The organism is Halomonas aestuarii (assembly GCF_001886615.1).
GTDB classification, from domain to species: domain Bacteria; phylum Pseudomonadota; class Gammaproteobacteria; order Pseudomonadales; family Halomonadaceae; genus Halomonas; species Halomonas aestuarii.
In genome coordinates this window covers 1,688,461-1,708,879 of sequence record NZ_CP018139.1, presented here as the reverse complement: position 1 = coordinate 1,708,879, position 20,419 = coordinate 1,688,461, and the positions used below count along the sequence as shown (strand labels likewise).

Below are 20,419 nucleotides of genomic sequence, written 5' to 3'. Positions count from 1 at the left end.
CTTCGTATGTGTGGAATCGTCGGTGCCGTTGCCGAGCGCAACGTCCAGGGCATCCTGCTGGAGGGCCTGAAGCGCCTGGAGTACCGCGGCTATGACTCCGCCGGGATGACGGTGCGCTCGCCCCAGGGGCAGCTGCAGCGCCAGCGGGCGCTGGGCAAGGTGGCGGCCCTGGAGGAGCGTCTCGCCGCCGAGCCGCTGCCGGGCCACAGCGGCATTGCCCATACCCGCTGGGCGACCCATGGCCGCCCCAGCGAGCAGAATGCCCACCCCCACCAGTCCGGCGAGCGTCTGGCGGTGGTGCACAACGGCATCATCGAGAACCACGAGGCCCTGCGCCGGGAGCTCGAGGGGGAAGGCTACGTCTTCACCTCGGAAACCGATACCGAGGTGATCGCCCACCTGCTGGAGCGGGAGAGTCGCCGGGTCGGCGACCTGCTCACCGCGGTGCAGGGGGTGCTGGCCCATCTCGACGGTGCCTATGCCCTGGGCGTGATCCATGCCGACGAGCCCGACGTGGTCATCGGCGCGCGCAAGGGCAGCCCCCTGGTGGTGGGCGTGGGGATCGACGAGGCCTTCCTCGCCTCCGACCCGCTGGCCCTCCTGCAGGTCACCGACCGCTTCGTCTACCTGCAGGAGGGCGACGCGGTGCGTCTCTCCCGCGGCGGGGTGATCAAGGTGGTCGATGCCGACGGGTACGCGGTCGAGCGTGAGGTGCAGACCTTCGAGCATGGCGACGGGGCCGCCAGCAAGGGCGACTACCGCCACTTCATGCTCAAGGAGATCCACGAGCAGCCGGCGGTGATCGCCGCCGCCCTGGAGGGTCGCCTGGGCGAGCGCTCGGTGCTGGTGGAGAGCTTCGGCCCCGACGCCGAGGCGCTGTTCGGGCAGGTGAAGCAGATCCATATCGTGGCCTGCGGCACCAGCTACCACGCGGGCATGGTGGCCCGTTACTGGCTGGAGCGCTATACCGGGGTGCCGGTGCAGGTGGAGGTCGCCTCGGAGTATCGCTATCGCCAGGTGGTGGTCCCCGAGGGCACCCTGTTCGTGACGCTCTCCCAGTCCGGCGAGACCGCCGACACCCTGGCGGCGCTGCGTTTCGCGCGGGCACGCGGCTACCTGGCCAGCCTGGCGATCTGCAACGTGCCGGGCAGCTCCCTGGTGCGCGAGTCGGACCTGACCCTGATGACCCAGGCCGGGCCCGAGATCGGCGTGGCCTCCACCAAGGCCTTCACCACCCAGCTCACCGCCCTGATGCTGCTGACCCTGGCGCTGGGTCGGGTCCGCGGCCTCGATGCCGGCGAACAGGCGACCCTGGTCGAGGCCCTGCGCGGCCTGCCGGGGCTGGTGGCGCGGGTCCTCGAGCTGGACCCGGCCATCGAGGCCCTCGGCACGGCCTTCGCCGAGAAGCACCATGCGCTCTTCCTGGGCCGCGGGGCCCACTTCCCCATCGCCCTGGAGGGGGCGCTGAAGCTCAAGGAGATCTCCTACATCCACGCCGAGGCCTACCCGGCGGGGGAGCTCAAGCACGGTCCCCTGGCGCTGGTCGACAGCGAGATGCCGGTCATCTCGGTGGCGCCCAACGACGAGCTGCTCGACAAGCTCAAGTCCAACCTCCAGGAGGTGCGGGCCCGCGGGGGCGAGCTGTTCGTCTTCGCCGACGAGCAGGTGGGGCTGGCCGAGGAGGAGGGGGTGCATGTCCTGCACCTGCCCCATGTCCACGAGGCACTGGCGCCGATCCTCTACACCGTGCCGCTGCAGCTGCTCAGCTACCACGTGGCGGTTCTCAAGGGCACCGACGTCGACCAGCCGCGCAACCTCGCCAAGTCCGTGACGGTGGAATAAGGCCAGCGGCCTGCTTTCCTCCATGGAGAGCAGGCCAGTGAGTGGCCCTTCAGCGCCGGCGCCCCTTGTCGATCCGTTCGGCGAGGGGCGCCGGCGTCTTGTCGTCAGTCGGAGGGAGAGGCGAAGTGGCGGTTCCAGGTCGTCGTGCGTGCCCGATCCCGTGCCTCGTAGTCGGATAGCGCCGCTTCGAGGGTGCTGGCCGATTCGGCGTCCCGATCCTCACCGAGCCGGGTCAGTCGCAGGGTGTACCAGGCCGTGACGCCGCCCTCGGGAGCCGTGTCGAAGCGCGGGAACACCAGGGTGGCGCATTGGCCGTGTCGCCACCGGTGGGGCAGGGCCGGCTCGAGCGCCAGGCCGCGCGCCAGGCCGACGAGATCGACGGTGCCCTCGGCGACGGCATCCCGTGCCTGGGCCAGGGTCTTGATGCCGCCGGTCAGCATCAGGGGGAGCGACGTTCTCTCGCGAGCCTGCCGCGCGAAGTCCAGGAAGTAGGGCCCGCTCGCCGACGCGTCCGAGGCCGATCGCGCCCCTGGGAAGTAGGTGCCGCCGCTGATGTCGAGCAGGTCGACGGGCTCCCGGTCCAATGCCTCGACCACCGAGAGGGCATCCGTCTGGGTCAAGCCGCCTTCCAGCTGATCGGTGGCATTGAGCTTGACCGCGACCGGAAACGCCGGGCCCACGGCTTCTCTCACCGCCCGGATCACCTCGATCAGCAAGCGCTGGCGGTTGTCGATCGAACCGCCATAGGCGTCTTCGCGCTTGTTGAACAGGGGCGACAGGAACTGGCTCAACAGGAAGCCGTGCGCTGCATGGATCTGTACGCCGCCGAAGCCGGCGTCCTTGCCCAGGCGGGCCGTGTGGGCGAATTCGCAGGGCAGGGCGCGAATCTCGGCCAGGCTCAGGGCCTCACAGCTGAGACGGGGAAGATCGAGGGCACTGGGGCCCTTGGGCACGCTGGTCGGCGGATAGGCCATCGCCCCCGCATGGCCCAGCTGCAGCCACAGGTCGCTACCGTTCTGGCTACCGCAACACGCGAGCCGCTGGAATCTCTCCATGTCCGACTGGGCGTTCAGGACCAGGTTGCCGGGCTTCTCGGCGACATCGGGCCGGCCCTGCACCTCACCGATCAGGGAAAGGGCGACCCCGCCTTCGGCCCAGCGCTGGTAGAGCCTGCATTGGATGGCCGTGGGGTGGCCGGTGCCATCCCCCAGGGAATCCGACATCGCCGCCTTGGCGATGCGGTTCTTCAGTACCCTGCCGCAGGGTAGGGTCAGGGGGGTAAAGAGGATGTCGGCATCGTTTGCGGGCGCCGTGTCGGCGCAGAAGCTCGACTCGGTCATGCGGCACTCCTTGGACGTTCAGAAACTGCCCTTATCGTGCCAGTCGCCTCGATCGCTGATAATCCGTTGCCGAGGCACAGGAGCTGTGAGCATATGGAACAGATGAAACCGGACACCGAACTCGCCATCTTCCATGCGGTCGTGGAGGCAGGCACCTTCTCGGGAGCCGCTCGCCAGCTGGGCATCACCCACTCGGCGGTCAGCAAGCGCATTGCCCGTCTGGAACAGCGCCTGGGAACTGCCTTGATCCTGCGTTCCACGCGACAGATGCGCCTGACCGAGGCCGGCGAGACCTACGCCAGCGAAACCCGGGAGCTGTTGGCCCGGCTCAGGCGCGTGGAGGAGGAGATCGTCGAGGGGATGGGGGAGCTCAGGGGGCGCATCCGGGTCACCGCGCCGACGGCGCTCGGCAGGCAGCAACTGATGCCGCTGCTGCTGGCCTTCATGGATCGCTACCCGGCCGTGGAGATCGACCTGACGCTCACCGATGCGATCGTCGACCTGGTGCACGAGGGCATGGATCTGGCGGTCCGCAGTGCCTCCCTGAACGATTCCGGCCTGATCGCCCGAAGGCTCACCACCCACCCCCGGCTGATCTGCGCCGCGCCTGGCTACCTGGCGCGACACGGCTGGCCGGTTGTGCCCGCCGACCTGGTGGACCATACCTGCCTGTTCCTGAACCTGTCCCGGGGCGTCTCCATGTGGGGGCTAAGCGAGAGCCTCCGCGGGCATCCCGGTTTCCTGTCCAACTCCCTGGAGACCCTGTATGCCGCCTGCCTGCATGGGCGGGGCATCGCCTGCCTGCCCTGCTACATGGTGGCGGAAGATCTCGCGGCCGGCCGGCTCCACACCCTGCTGGATGCCTATCGTGACACGGATAATGGAACTGCCATTTCCCTCGTTCGGCCGGAGACGACCCTCCTGTCCAGGCGGGTGCGCGCCTTGATCGACTTCCTGTTGGAACACTTTTCGTGAGGGCTCAGCGCCTCAGCGCCTTGAGTACCCTTTCCTTCGAGGCGGCCTCGCGCTCGGCATAGAGCGCGAACTCGTCGGTGACGGCGGCGCCCAGGGCGGACTCGAAGGCCTCGCGGTTGGCCTGGCCGTCGTAGGCGTCGTTCTGCGCTCCGCCCAGGTTCGACTGGAAGATGCCCGCCGCGCTGACCGGCAGGAAGTCCTCGTAGGTGATCGGTCGGGCCGTCACCAGCCCCTGCTCGATCAGCGCCTCCAGATCGGTCTCATGGCCGGCCTCGGCCGCGCGCCCGGCGTCGGTGAGCCGGTACTCGAAGAAGGCCAGCCCCTCGCGACGCAGGACCGCCTCGCTGTCCGGAAAGGCGGCGAAGACCTCGGCCAGCACCCGCTGATGCGCCTCGTTGGCGAGCCTGTGGGTCTTCTCCCGGGAGACGCCGAGCAGGCGGTCATAGAGCGCCCGGCCCTTCTCGGTCAGGGCCACGCCGCGCTGCTCGATCTCGCCGAAGCGGGCCGTATGGGTGCCCCGGCGCTCGCCCTTGAAACGGGTCGGCTCCTCGAGGGCCTTGAAGCTGGTCTGGCGCAGCAGGATCGGGCAGTCGCGACGGGGCGGTCCCTCGATGACGTCCTTGGCGTTCATGCCGGCGGCCGGCATGCGCGCCTGGACCTCGTCGATGTCCAGGGTGCGCGGGGTCAGGTGGTTGATGTGGGGGCCGCGGAAGCAGACCACGTCGGCGATCAGCCGGTGCTCGGCGTGCAGCGCCTCGTAGGTGTCGAGGTCCACGGTGGCGTCGCGGTGCCAGCGAAAGGTCTCCAGCGCCTCGCTGACGAAGCGCTCGGCCTGGTCATCGTCGAGGCCACCCTGGGCTTCGCTGAGCGCGATCAGCTTTCGGGCGCCGGGAGTGAAGATGTCCCGCTCGGCCAGGATCGCCTCGGCCCGCTCGCGAAGCGCCGGACGCTCGATCAGCTCCAGGCGCAGCAGCGAGGTGAAGACCCGGAAGGGGTTGCGGGCCAGCGCCGCGTCATCGACGGGGCGAAAGGCCGTGGAGTGCACCGGCACGCCGGCCTGTGACAGGTCGTAGTACCCCACCGGTTGCATGCCCATGACGGCGAACAGCCGACGCAGCATGGCGAGCTCGTCCGCGGTGCCCACCCGGATGGCGCCGTGACGCTCGACGCCGAGGCGATTCAGCTCATCATGGGCCCGGAGGCGCTCCGCCAGCGCCGGGTCGCGTTCGAGGGTCTCGCGATTCACCTGCGCCACCAGCGCGAGCAGGGTCTCGTACTGGGGCACCTCGGCCTGGTACATGGCCGACATGGCCGTCGAGAAGCGGTCGCGGATCTCGTCGGGAGAAACGAGGGAAGTGTTCGACATCGTCATGCCTCCTGGGCGTCATGGGTAGCCGGCATCACCAGTCCCACCCCCTGCCATCGGCAGGGGGCACCCCCGACTCGGGCGGCGGCAGGTGATGGCGAAATGGCCAGATCAAACCATCTGCCCGGCGGGACGACAAACGAAAAAAAACGCGCTATACATTCCAATGATTCATGCATGGGTTGGGTGGATCGCCCCGGTGCGCCAGAATATGGGCTCAATGAGCCAATTGTCAGGGGAGTCAGCGTCAACATCATGCCCTTAAAGAATGTTTCCCCCGTGCGTCGCGATGGGCCCGCATCGCTTCTTTCGTCAGGAATCGCCGCGCCATGACGGCACGCCATCTCCCCTCGACCACCACCCTGCAATGCTTCGAGGCGGCGGCCCGGCACATGAGCTTCACCCGGGCGGCCGAGGAGCTGTGCCTGACCCAGAGTGCGGTGAGCAAGCAGGTCGCGCAGCTCGAACGCTACCTCCAGCACCGCCTGTTCCGTCGCGTGCGGCGCAGCCTGGTCCTGACCCCGGAGGGGTCGCTGTACCTCACCGAGGTGCGCAAGATCCTGGCGCAGATCGAGATGTCGGCGAACACCATCATGACCTACAGCGGGCATAGCGAGGTGCTGCGGGTGGCGACCCTGCCGACCTTCGGCACCGCCTGGCTGACGGCCCACCTGCCAGCCTTCCTCGAGGCGCATCCGCGCATCAGCCTGAACGTCACCGATCGGGTCCAGGCCTTCGATCTCGAGCAGGAAGACATCGAGGTGGCCTTCTTTCATGGCCATGGCCGCTGGCCCAACCTGGAATGCCACAAGCTGTTCGACGAGGAGGTGGTCGCGGTGGGAGCCCCGGACTATCTTGATCGGCGGCGGCCGGCCCTGGCCACGGATCTGATCGAGGCGCGCCTGCTGCATCTCTCCACCCGGCCCGATGCCTGGCACCGCTGGTTTGCCGAGCAGGGCATCACCACCCATCGCAGCTATCACGGCACGCGCTTCGAGACCTTCCAGATGCTGCTGCGCACCGTGATGGCGGGCGGCGGCCTGGCGCTGGTGCCGCGTTTCCTGGTCGAGGACGAGCTCGCCACGGGGCGACTGCGGCTCGCCTGGCCCCATGTCCTCCGGGGGCCCGATGCCTATTACCTGGTCTATCCCGAACCCCTCGGCGAACTCGCCAAGGTTCGCCACTTCGTGTCACATATCCTGTCCTGCGCCCGACGCCCTTGAGTGCCCGCCACGCCCGGCTGGTCACGGGCAGGGGAGACCGGGATAATCCGTCTCCCTCCCCACCATGCTGGCGTCGACGAGAGGCCTGGACCGTTGACCGATTCCTGCTCCCCACCCCCTGCCCGAGCGGCCGCCCTGTACCTGGGGCTGGCCATGTGGGCCAACGAGGACTGGCGCGGTAGCCTCTACCCGCCCCATGGCGGCCAGGGCGAGCGCCTGCCGGACTATGCGCGGGTCTTCTCCACCGTGGAGGGCAACACCACCTTCTACAGTGGGGTCCCCAGGCCATCGACGGTGGCCGCCTGGTCGCGGCAGGCGCCGCCGGGCTTCCGGTTCTGCTTCAAGTTGCCGGCGAGCCTGACCCACGACAAGCGCCTGGCCGGCATCGAGGCGGACGTCGACGCCTTTCTCGAGGCGTTGTCGCCCCTGCATGACCGGCTCGGACCGATGATGGTGCAGTTGCCCCGGGATTTCGGTCCACAGGAACTGCCGCGGCTGGAAGCGCTGCTGAGGCGATGGCCGACAGGACTTCCCTGCGCCGTCGAGGTCAGGCACAGGGAATTCTTCCACAAGGGATCGGCCGAGGCGGCCCTCAACAGGTTGTTGATAACTCACGGCGCCAACCGGGTGATGCTCGATGTGCGCCCCCTCTTCTCCACGCCACCCGGTGACCATGCCGGCCTGGCTCATGCCCAGGCCGAGAAGCCGAGACTCCCGTTACACGTGCTTTCCACGGGAGACAGCCCGCTGATACGCTTCATCGGGAACGTCGACGATGCCGTCAACGAGCGCTATTTCGGCCCCTGGATCGACCGTCTCTGCCTGTGGATAAAACAGGGGAAAACCCCTTTTCTCCTTGTGCACACGCCCGATAACCGCCAGTCGCCCGAACTCGCCCGGCGCCTGCATTCGCGGCTGGTCGAACGCTGTTCACTTCCGCCCCTCGAGGCCTTCCCCGGACAGTCCCAGGCCTCGCTGTTCTGATCCGCCCAGGGCGGCCGGCGAGACGGCCCTGTGGTTTTGCGTGGATGACTGGCCAGCAGGCGCATGATCGGATATTTTTACGGGGCGATCGTCACTTGCCATCGGATCTTGTGGGATTTCGCACTTATCCTGTGTGATTCCTCGTCGTGATCCCTCATGAGGTTTGCGCGGTTCGCCTCGCCGAGGCCCCGTGGGAGTTGTACCGGCAGCGATCCTGTCAGGCATTCGCACTGCCCTTGAAAGCGGCACCCCGTGATCCGGGAGGCCGTGGACGTGGCGACTACAACCACAACGCCGTCATCGCATTCGATCAATCGATGACGACACGTACCATCAGGGTGATTTATGTCCAACACGCAACATGCACACTGGTCTTCCCGGCTGACCTTCATCCTCGCGGCCACGGGTTCCGCGGTCGGCCTGGGCAATATCTGGAAGTTTCCCTACATGGTGGGCGACAGCGGCGGCGCCGCCTTCGTGCTCATCTACCTGCTCTGCATCGGCCTGGTCGGCCTGCCGATCCTGGTCGCCGAATGGCTGGTGGGCCGTCGGGGGCAGAAGAACCCGGCCAATTCCATGGCCGACCTGGCCCGGTCGGCCGGTGCCTCCCGCAGCTGGATGATCGTCGGCATCAGCGGCATCCTCGGTGCCTTCCTGATCCTCTCCTTCTACAGCGTGATCGGCGGCTGGTCGCTCTACTACACCCTGAGTTCGGTCACCGGTGCCTTCAGCGGCCAGGACGCCGACGGCATCAGCGCGCTCTTCACCGGCATGCTGGCGAGCCCCGGCCTGCTGCTGGCGGGACACTCCGTCTTCATGCTGCTGGTGATCGGCATCGTGGCCCGCGGCGTGACCAAGGGGCTCGAGGGTGCAGTGCGCAGCCTGATGCCGGCATTGGGGGTCCTGCTGGTGGTGCTGGTCGGCTATGGCATGACCACCGGCTACTTCGGCGAGGCCCTGGGCTTCATGTTCAATCCCGACTTCGGGAAGGTGGACGGCAGCGTGGTGCTGGCGGCCATGGGCCAGGCCTTCTTCACCCTCTCCCTGGGCATGGGCATCATGATGGCCTACGGCTCCTACCTGAACGAGGAGATCAACCTGCTCAAGACCGCGCGGACCGTGATCATCCTCGACACCCTGGTGGCGCTGGTGTCCGGCCTGGCGATCTTCCCCATCGTCTTCGCCAACGGCCTCGACCTGAGCTCCGGCCCGGGACTGATCTTCGTCACCCTGCCGCTGGCCTTCGGCAACATGGGCGGCGGCGTCATCCTCAGCCTGATGTTCTTCCTGCTGCTGACCTTCGCCGCCCTGACGTCGGCGATCTCGCTGCTGGAGCCGGTGGTGGAGTTCGTCGAGGAGCGCACCCCGCTGTCGCGGATCGCCTCGACCCTGGTCGCCGGGGCGGCCACCTGGGCGCTCGGCATCGCGGCGCTGCTGGCGTTCAACGTCTGGGGGGATGTGCTGGTCTTCGGCCTGAACATCTTCGATCTGCTCGATACGGTGACCAGCAAGTTCCTGCTGCCGCTGACCGGCCTGATGGCGATCATCTTCGTCGCCTGGGTGCTGGACCGCGACAGCGTCCGCCGCGAGCTGGGACTCGGGGAGACCGGGGCGATGGTATGGAGCGTGGTGTCGCGGTTCATCGCGCCCATCGGCGTGATCGCGGTGTTCGTCTCCAGCCTCTGAGCGAGGTCACCCGCCCGTTTTCGTGGCGGGTCGAGCCCCCTGCGAGCCCCGCCCTGGCGGGGCTCGCTGCGTATTAAGAGGAGGTCTGCGCCGGGAGGTCAGTGCATCTCGTCCTCCACCAGCTCCTCCTCGGGGAGCGGGGCGATGTCCCGGGACAGGCGCTTGAATTCGTTGTGCAGCTCGATGCCGCGACGGGCGCGCAGGTTGCGCTGGGCGGCGGTGCGAGAACGCTGCTCGTGCTCGACGACTTCCATGCTCATGAAGATGTCGAGGAGTTCACTCTTGAGGGAGGATAACCGTTCGACATTACGCATGATCGACTCTCCTTTCTGCAGTGAATGTGCCGGCATCAAGGACGCTGCGCGACACTGCACGTCTTACTATACCCCACTTGACAGAATGATGACGGCGCGTGCCGCGCGTGCACAACGCCCCGTCAACGCTGCCCCCGGGGACCTGGCCGTTCGCCTCCCGCGTTCGCCGGGTGAGCATCGCCCCCCGGCTTGGGGCATACTGTGGGCATGAACCCGCCCAACGTCTTGCCGCCCCGCCCCTGTCGCGTGGCGGCTCGCCAGCAAGGAGTCCCTGCGTGAGCCGTGCCCTCTTCGATGAGATGAGACGTCGCATGGAGCACTTCCGCCGCTCCGAGCAGAAGGTCGCGCGTTTCGTGCTGCGCAACCCCGAGGAAGTGATCCACATGCGCATCGTCGACCTGGCCACCGAGGCCAAGGTCAGCGAACCGACCGTGGTGCGCTTCTGCCGTGCCCTGGGCTGCAACGGCTTCCAGGACTTCAAGCTCCAGTTGGCGCAGATGCTGGCCTCCGGCAGCCAGTTCGCCCAGTTCTCGATGAACGACAGCGACTCGGTGGCGGAATTCTCCCATAGCATCTTCGATTCCACCGTGGGCACCCTGCTGTCGGTGCGCGACCGGCTCGACAACGAGGCGCTGAATCAGGCGATCAATGCCCTGGCCATGGCCAACCGGGTGGAGTTCTACGGCTTCGGCGCCTCGGGGGCCGTGGCCGCCGATGCCCAGCACAAGTTCTTCCGCCTGCAGATCTCCACCGCGGCCTACACCGACCCGCACATGCAGAACATGTCGGCGGTGACCCTCAAGGAGGGCGACGTGGTGGTGGCCATCTCCCAGACCGGCCGCACCCGGGCCCTGGTGGCCAGCGTGCGCCTGGCGCGCGAGGCCGGGGCGACGGTGATCGGGCTGTGCCCCAGCGGCTCGCCGCTGGCCAAGGAAGTCACCCTGCCGCTCTACATCGATGTTCACGAGGACACCGAGATCTATACCCCCATGAGCTCGCGCATCGCCCACCTGGTGCTGATCGACGTGCTGGCGGTGGGCGTGGCCAAGACCCGCGGCCCACGGCTCGCCGAGCAGCTCCGGGAGGTCAAGAAGAGCCTCAACCCGCTGCGCTTCCCCGAGCAGGACGGCAAGCCCTGAGTCGACCCCCGATATGCTAAGCTGGGCCTCCATTTTTGACCCGGCTTTCCCTGCGCTATGGACGACGTCACGGCGATTCTCGACCACATGAACCCGGCCCAGCGCGAGGCCGTCAGTGCCCCCCAGGGCAACCTGCTGGTGCTGGCCGGAGCCGGTTCCGGCAAGACCCGGGTGCTGGTCCACCGCATCGCCTGGCTGATGCAGGCCGAGGGCCTCTCGCCCTACGCGCTGCTCGCCGTGACCTTCACCAACAAGGCGGCCCGCGAGATGCGCACCCGCCTCGAGGCCCTGCTCGGCATCTCGCTGCGCCATGTCTGGGTCGGTACCTTCCACTCCATCGCTCACCGCCTGCTGCGGACTCACTGGCAGGATGCGCGCCTTCCCCAGCACTTCCAGATCATCGACAGCGATGACCAGCTGCGGCTGGTCAAGCGGCTGCTCAAGGATCACCGCATCGACGACGAGCGCTTCCCGCCGCGCCAGGTGCAGTCGTTCATCTCGGGCTGCAAGGAGGAGGGGCTGCGTCCGCACCAGGTCGATGCCCATGGCGATGCCTACATGACCCAGATGGTCGAGCTCTACGAGCGCTACCAGCTCACCTGCGAGCGCGGCGGGCTGGTCGACTTCGGCGAGCTGCTGCTCAGGAGCCTGGAGCTCCTGCGGGACAACCCGGCGCTGCTGGCCCACTACCGGGAGCGCTTCGGTCATGTGCTGGTCGACGAGTTCCAGGACACCAATACCCTGCAATACGCCTGGCTCAAGCTGCTGACGGGCATGTCCACCCCGATGACCGTGGTCGGCGACGACGACCAGTCGATCTACGGCTGGCGCGGGGCGCGCATCGAGAACATCCGCCGCTTCGAGCAGGAGTTCCCCGACACCAGGACCGTGCGCCTGGAGCAGAACTACCGCTCCACCAGCGCCATACTCGACGCGGCCAATGCCCTGATCCGGCACAACACCGAGCGCATGGGCAAGGAGCTGTGGACGGCCGGCCACCGCGGGGAGCCGATCTCGGTGTATGCAGGCTTCAACGACCTGGACGAGGCGCGCTTCATCGTCGATACCATCCGCGAGAAGGTCGAGGAGGGGGTCAACCGGCGCGAGATGGCCATCCTCTACCGCTCCAATGCCCAGTCCCGGGTGCTGGAGGAGACCCTGATCCGCCAGGGGGTGCCCTACCGCATCTACGGCGGCCAGCGCTTCTACGAGCGCCTGGAGATCAAGAACGCCCTGGCCTACCTGCGCCTGCTGCTCAACCGCGACGACGACGCCTCCCTGGAGCGGGTGATCAACGTGCCGGCCCGGGGCATCGGCACCCGCACCGTGGAGGTGCTGCGCACCCGCGCGCGCGAGACCGGCGTCTCGCTGTGGCAGGCGCTGCACGACGCCCTGCTGGATGCCTCGCTCAAGGGGCGCGCCGCCTCGGCGGTGCGCGCCTTCGCCGACCTGATCGAGCGGCTCGACAACGACACCGCCGGTCTCGCGCTCCACGAGATCATCGACCACGTCATCGAGACCTCCGGGCTGATCGAGCACCACCGTAGCGAGAAGGGCGAGAAGGGCCAGGCGCGGGTCGAGAACCTCGAGGAGCTGGTCACCGCCGCCAGGGCCTTCACCCAGGGCGAGACCTTCGAGCCGCCCGAGGCCGGCGAGGGGGGCGCCGCCCTGGAGGCCTTCCTCTCCGAGGCGGCGCTCAATGCCGGCGACCACGAGGCCGACGAGTACGAGGACTGCGTGCAGCTGATGACGCTGCACTCGGCCAAGGGGCTGGAGTTCCCGGTGGTGTTCATCGCCGGGGTCGAGGAGGGCCTGTTTCCCCACAAGATGTCCATGGAGGAGCCGGGGCGCCTGGAGGAGGAGCGGCGGCTCTGCTACGTGGGCCTGACCCGCGCCATGCGCAAGCTCTACCTGACCCACGCGGAGCTGCGTCGGCTGCATGGCAAGGAGACCTTCCAGCGTCCCTCCCGCTTCCTGCGCGAGCTGCCGGAGGAGTACCTGGAGGAGGTGCGGCTGCGCGGCCAGATCTCGCGGCCGGTGACCACCCGCCCGGCCGCGGGCCTGTCCCGGCAGACCTCGGTCGACGGGGGCAGCGACCTGCCCTCGCTCTCGCTGGGCCAGCGGGTCAGCCACCCGGTCTTCGGCGAGGGGGTGATCCTCAATGCCGAGGGGGAGGGGGAGCGTGCCCGGGTGCAGGTCAGTTTCGAGGGTGAGGGCGACAAGTGGCTGGTGCTGGGCTTTGCCAAGCTCACGCCCCTCTGACCGACAGCGGCGTCGGGCGGCCTCGCTTGCCGGGCAATTCAGCCGTGACGCATACTCGTGGGCGGACACGCCCTTGGCCCGCGCCATCCGCGGGATCACCACGCCTTACGGAGTCATGCTCACATGCAACGCCGCCAGTTTCTCAAGACCCTGAGCGCCGGCGCCGCCGCCGGTGCCACCGCCCCCTTCATCTCCACGGCCAGCGCCCAGGAGACCATCACCTGGGACATGGTGACCTCCTGGCCCAAGAACTTCCCGGCGCTGGGCACCGGCGCCAACGACTTCGCCGAGCGCATCGAGCGGATGTCGGGCGGCCGCATGAAGATCCGCGTGCATGGCGCCGGCGAGATGGTGCCGGCCCTGGAGGTGTTCGACGCCGTGGGCGAGGGGACCGCCGAGATGGGCCACTCCGCCTCCTACTACTGGCGCGGCAAGACCCTGGCCGCCCAGTTCTTTACCGCCGTGCCCTTCGGCATGAACACCACCGAGACCAATGCCTGGCTCTACTACGGCGGCGGCCAGGAGCTCTGGGACGAGGTTTACGCCCAGCACAACCTCAAGCCCTTCCCGGTGGGAAACACCGGCACCCAGATGGCCGGCTGGTTCAAGAAGGAGATCAACTCGCTGGACGACATGCAGGGCCTCAAGCTGCGCCTGCCGGGGCTCGCCGGCGAGGCGATGAACCGCATCGGCGTGACCACCGTCAACACGCCCGGGTCCGAGATCTTCACCTCCCTGCAGACCGGTGTGCTGGATGCGGCCGACTGGGTCGGTCCCTACAACGACTTGGCGTTCGGCTTGCATCAGGTGGCGAAGTACTACTACACCTCGGCCTGGAACGAGCCCAGCGCCATCCTCGAGGGTACCGTCAACCTGGATGCCTGGAACGCCCTGCCCGACGACCTCAAGGCCGTGGTGAGCGAGGCGGCGAGAGCCTCCAACCTGGCGATGATCAGCGAGTTCGCCGTGCGCAACGCTGAGGCGCTCCAGACCCTGGTCGACGAGCATGATGTGCAGCTGCGCACCTTCCCGGACGAGGTCCTGTCGGCGCTCCAAGATGCCTCCCGGCAGGTCCTGCAGGAGCAGGTCGAGAAGGACGAGGAGTCGCGCCGGGTCTATGACTCCTACACCGCCTTCCAGCAGAAGGTGCGTCGATTCACCGACGTGGGAGAGTTCGCCTACCTGAAGACCCGGGAGAAGGTCGACGCCTGACGGCGCAGCTATCAATCCCGGAAAGCACATGGGCGCCGCGAGGGCGCCCATGTGCTTTCCGGCCATGCGTCCTGCCGGGGGCTCAGTCGTGCTGGCGCACGCCACGGATCCGCCCGTTGTCGTCCAGGGCGACCATCACGAAGCGTGCCTCGGTGACCTTGTGCAGCTCGTCGTGATCCCGCTCCTGGGGGGCACGGATCCACACCTCTACATCGATCTTGATCGAGCTGTGGCCGATCTCGCTGACCCGGGTGAAGATGTTCACCATGGAACCCACCCGAACCGGGCAGAGGAAGTCCATGGCCTCGATGGCGACGTTGGCCGTGCGGCCGAGGGCCTCGCGGCCGGCGGCCACCTCGGCGGCCTCGTCCATGCGGGCGACCAGCCAGCCGCCGGGGATGTCGCCGTGCAGGTTGGTATCCTGGCGAGTGGCCAGCAGCTTCAGGGTCAGTCGACCCTGGGGGGAGGGGGTGTCATCGATGTCTGTCATGGAAGCCTGAGCGACTCGCGTTGTTGTTGTGGGGGTTTCATCGGTGCTTCATGGTATACGTCGAGGCCATGCCTTCACCACCGCTGCGACACGATGTCCCGTCGCCAGTCGCGAACCTCCTTCATCTCCCTTCTTCGAGGAGCCGTCATGTCTGCCGTCTTCCCCCGCTGGCTGGTTCCCTGGCTGCTGCTGGTCGGGCTCTGCCTGCCCCAGGCGCCGGCCAGGGCCCAGGAGATCGCCGGGACCCTGGGGACGGTGGGGTCCGACACCATGGCGGGATTGATGCTGCGCTGGGGAGAGGCGCTGGCTCGCCGACATCCCGGTATCCGGCTGCAGCTGCAGGCCAGCGGGTCGGCCAGCGCGCCGCCAGCCCTGATGGCCGGGACCACCCGGCTGGGACCTATGTCGCGCCCCATGAACGCGGCCGAACGTCGGGCCTTCATCGAGCGCCACGGCTATCCCCCGCGGGAGCTCGCGGTGGCCCGCGACGCCCTGGTGGTCGTGGTCCATCGGGACAATCCCCTCGAGGGCCTGGGGCGCCGCGAGCTGGAGGCCATCTTTTCCGACTCGCGGCGCTGCGGGGCGCCGCACGCGATCCGCCGCTGGCGACAGCTGGGGCTCGCGTGGCCCGAGGGACGCATCCGCCTGCACGGCCGCAATGCCGCCTCCGGCACCCACGGCCTGTTCCGGCGAGTCGCCCTCTGCGGGGGGCTCTTCCGTCCGGCGGTCAACGAGCACCCGGGATCCGCCGCCGTGGTCGCCGCGGTGTCGGAGGATCCCCGGGCCATCGGCTATGCCGGCCTCAACCACCTGACCCCGGGTGTGAAGGCCCTGGCCCGTCGTGACGACGATGGCACCCTCCACTTCCCCGAGCCCGAGGCGGTGCGACGCGGCGAGTATTCCCTATCCCGCGACCTCTACCTCTATCTCAACCTGCCCCCCGGCGAGTCGCTGCCGCCCCCCGAGCGCGCCTTCCTCGACCTGGTGCTGTCTCCCGAGGGCCAGGCGATCGTCGAGGAGCTCGGCTTCGTCGCCCTGACCGAGGTGCAGTGGCGTCGCCAGCGTGACGAGCTGGCGCTGGACGCTTCCGGCCGCTGACGCTGTCATCCGCCTGTCACCACTTTGTCGTACTATTCGGTTAGTACCCGATTTCCACAGGTCCGGTCATGCCCGATTCCTCCCCGCCGACTGCCGTGCGACGCCGCCTGCGTCAGGGGCGCGACCGCCTGGCCACCGCCTTGATCACCGCAGGGGGGCTCGGCGTGATCGCCGCGCTGCTGGCCATCGGGGTCTTCCTGGCGGTGGAGGTGGTTCCGCTGTTCTGGCCCGCCGGGGGCGTGGACGCGGTCAGCCCCGAGGCCCTCTGGCTGCCCGGCGAGGCCTCGGTCGATGGCCAGCGCTTTCGCTGGGCGCCCGAGGCCACCCTGACCCCGGACGAAGTGCCGCGGATCAGCCTGGTCCCCCTGGCCTGGGGCACCCTGGAGGCGGCGGCCTGGTCCCTGGTGATCGCCGTGCCCCTGGCGCTGGGCGCGGCCGCCCACTCCTCGCTGTTCATGTCCCGGCGCCTGCGCACTCGCCTGAAGCCGACCCTGGAGCTGATGGAGGCGTTGCCCGGGGTGGTCGTCGGCTTCGTCGCGGGCCTGGTGCTGGCGCCCTGGGTCGAGCGTCATCTCGCCGAGGTCTTCGCCTTCCTGGTGCTGCTGGTGCCGGGCCTGCTGCTGGCCGGCGGCTTGCGCGCCAGGCTCCCATCGGGCGCGCAGCGGACCCTGCCCCTGAGCTGGGCCGGCCTGTGGCTGATGCCCTGGCTGGTGCTGGTGCTGGTCGCGGCGTCCTGGCTCGCCCCCTGGCTCGAGGCGGCGTGGTTCGGCGGCGACCTGCGTCGCTTCCTGGAGCTTCGCCTGGGACTCGATATCGCCGTGCGCAACGCCATGATCGTCGGCATGGCCATGGGCTTCGCCGTGATGCCCAGCGTCTACGCGCTGGCCGAGGATGCCCTCTCGGGGGTGCCGGCGAGCCTGGCCGAAGGCGCCCAGGCGCTGGGCGCGACCCGCTGGCAGACCCTGTGGCGGGTGGTCCTGCCCGCGGCGTCGCCGGGGATCTTCTCGGCGGTGATGATCGGTGCTGGGCGGGCCGTGGGCGAGACCATGATCGTGTTGATGGCCAGCGGCAACACCGCCCTGATGACCCTGAACCCCCTCGACGGCCTGCGCTCCATGGCGGCGACCATCGCCATCGAACTGCCGGAAGCCGGTCCCGGGAGCGTGCATTACCAGCTGCTGCTGCTGGCGGCCCTGCTGCTGTTCGTCTTCACCTTCCTCGTCAACACCCTGGCCGAGCTGGTGCGGACGCGCCTGCGCCGCCGCTACCGGCGCCTGGGGGGTGGGGCATGAGAGGTGGGTCATGAGGGTGGCGTCGTCACGCCGGCTCCGCCTGCCACGGGGCGAGGGGCCGGGGGCCTGGCTCGCCGCCGGCAGCGTGGCGCTCTCGCTGGTCGCCCTGCTGGCGCTGCTGGGGCTCCTGGCGGTGCGCGGGCTGGGGCACTTCTGGCCATCGCCCGTGCAACTCGTGGTGCTCGAGGATGGCCGGCAGCTGGCCGGAGAGCGGGTCCGCGAGGTGCCGCTCGCCCGGGGGGAGGGGGTCGAGCGGCTCTATCGCACCGGCAACCGCGACCTGGATGGCGCCCGCTGGGCCTGGGTGAGGGTCTCGGCCATCGAGGCGGTGAGCCATCCCCGCGACCTGGTGGTGCTGGAGCGACGCCACTGGGGGGAGGCAGTCGGCCACCTGGCGGCGGTGGAGGTCGAGCCGGGACGGCGGGTCGAGGGGGAGGCCGCCTGGGTGGCCCTCGAGGCGCGTCTCGCCGAGCTGGCCGCGCTGCGACGGGCCCGCGATGCCCTGCGGGAGGAGGTCATCCTGCCGCTGGCCGGGGGGCGCAAGGCCGAGGGCTGGGCGGGCCCCGGGCTCGCCGCGGCCAATGCCCGGCTCCGCGAGCTGCAGGCGGCCATGGAGGGTGGGCGCCTGTTGCTGGACGCGGCCGGCGGCCAGACGCTGGAGGTCCCGCTGGAGCAGGTGCTGAGCGCCCGGCGTCCCAATGCCATGTCGCCGCTCGACAAGCTCGCCGCCTGGGGGGAGGGCGTCTGGCGCTTCCTCTCCGAGGGCCCCCGGGCCGCCAATACCGCCGGTGGCGTCTGGCCGGCGATCTTCGGCACCGTGCTGATGGTCATGCTGATGTCGGTCCTGGTGACGCCCTTCGGCGTGCTGGCGGCGATCTACCTCAACGAGGTGGCCCACCAGGGGCGGCTGACGCGCCTGGTGCGCATCGCCGTGCGCAACCTCGCCGGGGTGCCCTCCATCGTCTATGGCGTCTTCGGCCTCGGGGTCTTCGTCTACGGGATCGGCGGCCGCCTGGACGAATGGTTCTTCGAGGCGACCCTGCCCTCGCCGACCTTCGGCACGGGCGGGCTGCTGTGGGCCTCCCTGACCCTGGCCCTGCTGACCCTGCCGGTGGTGATCGTGGCCACCGAGGAGGGACTGGCCCGGATACCCGACCAGCAGCGCGAGGGCGCCCTGGCGCTGGGGGCCACCCGGCTGGAAATGCTGTCCCGGGTGGTACTGCCCATGGCCGCCCCGGCCATGCTCACCGGGGTGATCCTGGCCGTGGCGCGGGCCGCCGGCGAGGTCGCGCCGCTGATGCTGGTGGGGGTCGCCAAGCTGGCGCCCCAGGTGCCGGTGGACGCTGAGTTCCCCTTCCTGCATCTTGAACGCAAGTTCATGCACCTCGGCTACCACATCTTCGATGCTGCCTTCCACGGCGGGGATGTCCAGGCCGCGATGCCGCTGGTCTATGCCACGGCGCTGCTGCTGGTGCTGGTGATCCTGGTGCTTAACCTGACTGCAATATTTCTGCGTCATCATCTGAGTACGCGTCACGGGGCGCTCATGCGTCGATGAGCCCTGTAGCGTGGCGTCACCCGGGAGCCCCGATGTCACTCGTGAAGGACCAGCGACCGTCGCCCGATTCGGCGGCGTTCATCGACTTCCCCCCCGAGGCCAGCAGCCTGGCGATCCGGGGACTGAGTCTCGCCTACGGCGACAAGCCGGCGCTCAACAATCTCACGCTGAGGGTGCCGCGGCATCGCGTCACCGCCTTCATCGGGCCTTCCGGCTGCGGCAAGTCGACCCTGCTGCGCGTGCTCAATCGCCTCCACGATCTCAACGACGAGGTGGTGCGTGAGGGGGAGGTGCTGCTCGAGGGCGAGGACATCCATGCGCCCGAGGTGGCCGTGGCGGAACTGCGTCGGCGGGTGGGGATGGTGTTCCAGGCCCCCAACCCCTTCCCCATGTCGATCCATGACAACGTGGCCTTCGGGCTGCGCCTGCAGGGCGGCCTGAGCAAGCGAAAGCGCGACGACATCATCGAGTGGGCACTGCGCTCGGCGGCGCTGTGGGACGAGGTCAAGGACCGGCTGCGGGCCTCGGCCTGGTCGCTTTCCGGCGGCCAGCAGCAGCGCCTGGTGATCGCCCGCACCCTGGCGGTGGGCCCCGAGGTGCTGCTGCTCGACGAGCCGGCCTCGGCGCTGGATCCGATCTCCACGCTGAAGATCGAGGAGCTGATCCGTAACCTGAAGTCGCACCTGACCCTGGTGCTGGTCACCCACAACATGCAGCAGGCGGCCCGGGTCTCCGACTACACCGCCTTCCTTCAGGACGGCGAACTGGTCGAATATGCGCCCACCGACACCCTGTTCACCAACCCGCGCCTGGCGCGCACCGAGAATTACATCACCGGGCGCATGGCCTGACGGCCGGCCCCAAGGAGAGGTCCCATGGACATTACCAGCGATAGCCACAGCCAGCATATCTCGCGGCAGTTCAACCAGGAGCTCGACGAGCTCAAGACCCACCTGATGGCCATGGGCGGCCTGGTCGAGAAGCAGGTCCAGGATGCCGTGGGCGCCCTGCTCGACAGGGACTCGGACCTGGGCCAGCGCGTGGTCGACAACGACCGCGCCGTCAACGACATGCAGATCAAGATCGACGAGGAGTGCACCCAGGTGCTGGCACGGCGCCAGCCCACCGCCTCGGATCTGCGCCTGGTGCTGGCGGTGATCCGCGCCGCCTCCGACCTGGAGCGCATCGGCGACGAGGCCAGCAAGATCGCGCGCAACGCCATCGACCTGATCGAGGCCGACAGCGGCAATCGCGGCTTCGTCGAGGTGCGCATGATCAGCGAGCATGTGCGCCGCATGGTGCGCGACGCCCTGACCTCCTTCGCCCGCCTCGATACCGAGCTGGCGCTCAAGCTGGTACACGAGGACGACGAGGTCGACAACGAGTATGGCAGCGCCATGCGTTCGTTGATGACCTTCATGATGGAGGATGCCCGCGCGATCTCCCCGATCCTCAGCGTGATGTGGATCCTGCGTGCCCTGGAGCGCATCGGCGACCATGCCAACAACCTGGCCGAGTACGTCGTCTACCTGGTCAAGGGGCTCGACATCCGTCATACCGATCCCGGCGACCTCGACAAGGACATCTTCGAGCGCAGGACTTGACCCGGATTCCCGCATGACCCTCAATGCGCAGGCC

Annotated in this window: 17 protein-coding genes; 13 read left to right on the top strand and 4 right to left on the bottom strand. The window is 68.6% G+C overall.

What is annotated here, in order from left to right:
- The first annotated feature begins 6 nt into the window (after positions 1-6).
- Positions 7-1,842, top strand: coding sequence for a glutamine--fructose-6-phosphate transaminase (isomerizing) (glmS, locus tag BOX17_RS07825; protein WP_071943337.1), 1,836 nt, complete (start codon positions 7-9; stop codon positions 1,840-1,842).
- Between the two features lie 104 nt (positions 1,843-1,946).
- Here glmS and BOX17_RS07820 read toward each other — a convergent pair whose 3' ends face one another.
- Positions 1,947-3,182, bottom strand: a complete 1,236-nt coding sequence (locus BOX17_RS07820; RefSeq protein ID WP_071943335.1) for an oxidoreductase — start codon at positions 3,180-3,182, stop codon at positions 1,947-1,949.
- 93 nt (positions 3,183-3,275) lie between these two features.
- On the opposite strand from BOX17_RS07820, the gene BOX17_RS07815 reads away from it, so the two are divergent.
- Positions 3,276-4,157: a LysR family transcriptional regulator gene (locus BOX17_RS07815; RefSeq protein WP_244272271.1), complete on the top strand. Its 882-nt coding sequence runs from the start codon at positions 3,276-3,278 to the stop codon at positions 4,155-4,157.
- 4 nt (positions 4,158-4,161) lie between these two features.
- On the opposite strand, the gene hglS is transcribed toward BOX17_RS07815, so the two are convergent.
- Complete coding sequence (gene hglS / locus BOX17_RS07810) at positions 4,162-5,523, bottom strand: 2-oxoadipate dioxygenase/decarboxylase HglS (protein ID WP_071943333.1); 1,362 nt, start codon at positions 5,521-5,523, stop codon at positions 4,162-4,164.
- A gap of 329 nt (positions 5,524-5,852) precedes the next feature.
- Here hglS and BOX17_RS07805 point away from each other — a divergent pair, with 329 nt between their 5' ends.
- The 3 genes from BOX17_RS07805 to BOX17_RS07795 all read left to right on the top strand — a co-directional run bounded on the left by BOX17_RS07805 (position 5,853) and on the right by BOX17_RS07795 (position 9,416).
- Positions 5,853-6,746 carry a LysR substrate-binding domain-containing protein gene (locus BOX17_RS07805; protein WP_071943331.1) on the top strand — a complete coding sequence of 298 codons (894 nt, stop codon included), beginning with the start codon at positions 5,853-5,855 and terminating at the stop codon, positions 6,744-6,746.
- A gap of 153 nt (positions 6,747-6,899) precedes the next feature.
- Positions 6,900-7,730, top strand: a complete 831-nt coding sequence (locus BOX17_RS07800) for a DUF72 domain-containing protein (RefSeq protein WP_071943329.1) — start codon at positions 6,900-6,902, stop codon at positions 7,728-7,730.
- 345 nt (positions 7,731-8,075) lie between these two features.
- Positions 8,076-9,416 carry a sodium-dependent transporter gene (locus BOX17_RS07795; RefSeq protein ID WP_071943327.1) on the top strand — a complete coding sequence of 447 codons (1,341 nt, stop codon included), beginning with the start codon at positions 8,076-8,078 and terminating at the stop codon, positions 9,414-9,416.
- 98 nt (positions 9,417-9,514) lie between these two features.
- Here the strand turns inward: BOX17_RS07795 and BOX17_RS07790 are convergent, their stop codons facing one another.
- Entirely contained in the window at positions 9,515-9,730 is a 216-nt protein-coding gene (locus BOX17_RS07790) for a PA3496 family putative envelope integrity protein (RefSeq protein ID WP_071943325.1), read from the bottom strand.
- 275 nt (positions 9,731-10,005) lie between these two features.
- Between BOX17_RS07790 and hexR the strand changes: the two genes are divergently transcribed.
- The 3 genes from hexR to BOX17_RS07775 all read left to right on the top strand — a co-directional run bounded on the left by hexR (position 10,006) and on the right by BOX17_RS07775 (position 14,343).
- The gene (hexR, locus tag BOX17_RS07785) at positions 10,006-10,869 is read left to right on the top strand and encodes a transcriptional regulator HexR (RefSeq protein ID WP_071943323.1); all 864 of its coding nucleotides are present in this window, start codon (positions 10,006-10,008) and stop codon (positions 10,867-10,869) included.
- A 57-nt stretch (positions 10,870-10,926) separates the two neighbouring features.
- On the top strand, positions 10,927-13,131 hold the full coding sequence (uvrD, locus tag BOX17_RS07780; RefSeq protein ID WP_071943321.1) for a DNA helicase II: 2,205 nt from the start codon (positions 10,927-10,929) through the stop codon (positions 13,129-13,131).
- A 123-nt stretch (positions 13,132-13,254) separates the two neighbouring features.
- Positions 13,255-14,343 (top strand): TRAP transporter substrate-binding protein, encoded by a 1,089-nt coding sequence (locus tag BOX17_RS07775; protein WP_071943319.1) that lies wholly within the window; start codon positions 13,255-13,257, stop codon positions 14,341-14,343.
- 82 nt (positions 14,344-14,425) lie between these two features.
- Here the strand turns inward: BOX17_RS07775 and BOX17_RS07770 are convergent, their stop codons facing one another.
- The gene (locus tag BOX17_RS07770) at positions 14,426-14,833 is read right to left on the bottom strand and encodes an acyl-CoA thioesterase (protein WP_071943317.1); all 408 of its coding nucleotides are present in this window, start codon (positions 14,831-14,833) and stop codon (positions 14,426-14,428) included.
- Positions 14,834-14,980: 147 nt separating this feature from the next.
- Here BOX17_RS07770 and BOX17_RS07765 point away from each other — a divergent pair, with 147 nt between their 5' ends.
- From BOX17_RS07765 to phoU, 5 genes are all read left to right on the top strand, one after another.
- A complete protein-coding gene (locus tag BOX17_RS07765; protein WP_071943315.1) occupies positions 14,981-15,931 on the top strand; it encodes a phosphate ABC transporter substrate-binding protein in 951 nt (316 codons plus the stop codon).
- 68 nt (positions 15,932-15,999) lie between these two features.
- Positions 16,000-17,223: an ABC transporter permease subunit gene (locus BOX17_RS07760; RefSeq protein ID WP_071943313.1), complete on the top strand. Its 1,224-nt coding sequence runs from the start codon at positions 16,000-16,002 to the stop codon at positions 17,221-17,223.
- Positions 17,224-17,233: 10 nt separating this feature from the next.
- On the top strand, positions 17,234-18,781 hold the full coding sequence (gene pstA / locus BOX17_RS07755; protein ID WP_071943311.1) for a phosphate ABC transporter permease PstA: 1,548 nt from the start codon (positions 17,234-17,236) through the stop codon (positions 18,779-18,781).
- A 32-nt stretch (positions 18,782-18,813) separates the two neighbouring features.
- Positions 18,814-19,632, top strand: coding sequence for a phosphate ABC transporter ATP-binding protein PstB (gene pstB / locus BOX17_RS07750; protein WP_083582111.1), 819 nt, complete (start codon positions 18,814-18,816; stop codon positions 19,630-19,632).
- A 24-nt stretch (positions 19,633-19,656) separates the two neighbouring features.
- On the top strand, positions 19,657-20,385 hold the full coding sequence (gene phoU / locus BOX17_RS07745) for a phosphate signaling complex protein PhoU (protein ID WP_071943309.1): 729 nt from the start codon (positions 19,657-19,659) through the stop codon (positions 20,383-20,385).
- Positions 20,386-20,419 lie beyond the last annotated feature (34 nt).

Excerpts from the sequence above, each read along its gene's own strand:
- glmS (WP_071943337.1), top strand. The coding sequence starts at position 7 with ATGTGTGGAATCGTCGGTGCCGTTGCCGAGCGCAACGTCCAGGGCATC.
- BOX17_RS07820 (WP_071943335.1), bottom strand. The coding sequence starts at position 3,182 with ATGACCGAGTCGAGCTTCTGCGCCGACACGGCGCCCGCAAACGATGCC.
- BOX17_RS07815 (WP_244272271.1), top strand. The coding sequence starts at position 3,276 with ATGGAACAGATGAAACCGGACACCGAACTCGCCATCTTCCATGCGGTC.
- hglS (WP_071943333.1), bottom strand. The coding sequence starts at position 5,523 with ATGTCGAACACTTCCCTCGTTTCTCCCGACGAGATCCGCGACCGCTTC.
- BOX17_RS07805 (WP_071943331.1), top strand. The coding sequence starts at position 5,853 with ATGACGGCACGCCATCTCCCCTCGACCACCACCCTGCAATGCTTCGAG.
- BOX17_RS07800 (WP_071943329.1), top strand. The coding sequence starts at position 6,900 with ATGTGGGCCAACGAGGACTGGCGCGGTAGCCTCTACCCGCCCCATGGC.
- BOX17_RS07795 (WP_071943327.1), top strand. The coding sequence starts at position 8,076 with ATGTCCAACACGCAACATGCACACTGGTCTTCCCGGCTGACCTTCATC.
- BOX17_RS07790 (WP_071943325.1), bottom strand. The coding sequence starts at position 9,730 with ATGCGTAATGTCGAACGGTTATCCTCCCTCAAGAGTGAACTCCTCGAC.
- uvrD (WP_071943321.1), top strand. The coding sequence starts at position 10,927 with ATGGACGACGTCACGGCGATTCTCGACCACATGAACCCGGCCCAGCGC.
- BOX17_RS07775 (WP_071943319.1), top strand. The coding sequence starts at position 13,255 with ATGCAACGCCGCCAGTTTCTCAAGACCCTGAGCGCCGGCGCCGCCGCC.
- BOX17_RS07770 (WP_071943317.1), bottom strand. The coding sequence starts at position 14,833 with ATGACAGACATCGATGACACCCCCTCCCCCCAGGGTCGACTGACCCTG.
- BOX17_RS07765 (WP_071943315.1), top strand. The coding sequence starts at position 14,981 with ATGTCTGCCGTCTTCCCCCGCTGGCTGGTTCCCTGGCTGCTGCTGGTC.
- BOX17_RS07760 (WP_071943313.1), top strand. The coding sequence starts at position 16,000 with ATGCCCGATTCCTCCCCGCCGACTGCCGTGCGACGCCGCCTGCGTCAG.
- pstA (WP_071943311.1), top strand. The coding sequence starts at position 17,234 with ATGAGGGTGGCGTCGTCACGCCGGCTCCGCCTGCCACGGGGCGAGGGG.
- pstB (WP_083582111.1), top strand. The coding sequence starts at position 18,814 with ATGTCACTCGTGAAGGACCAGCGACCGTCGCCCGATTCGGCGGCGTTC.
- phoU (WP_071943309.1), top strand. The coding sequence starts at position 19,657 with ATGGACATTACCAGCGATAGCCACAGCCAGCATATCTCGCGGCAGTTC.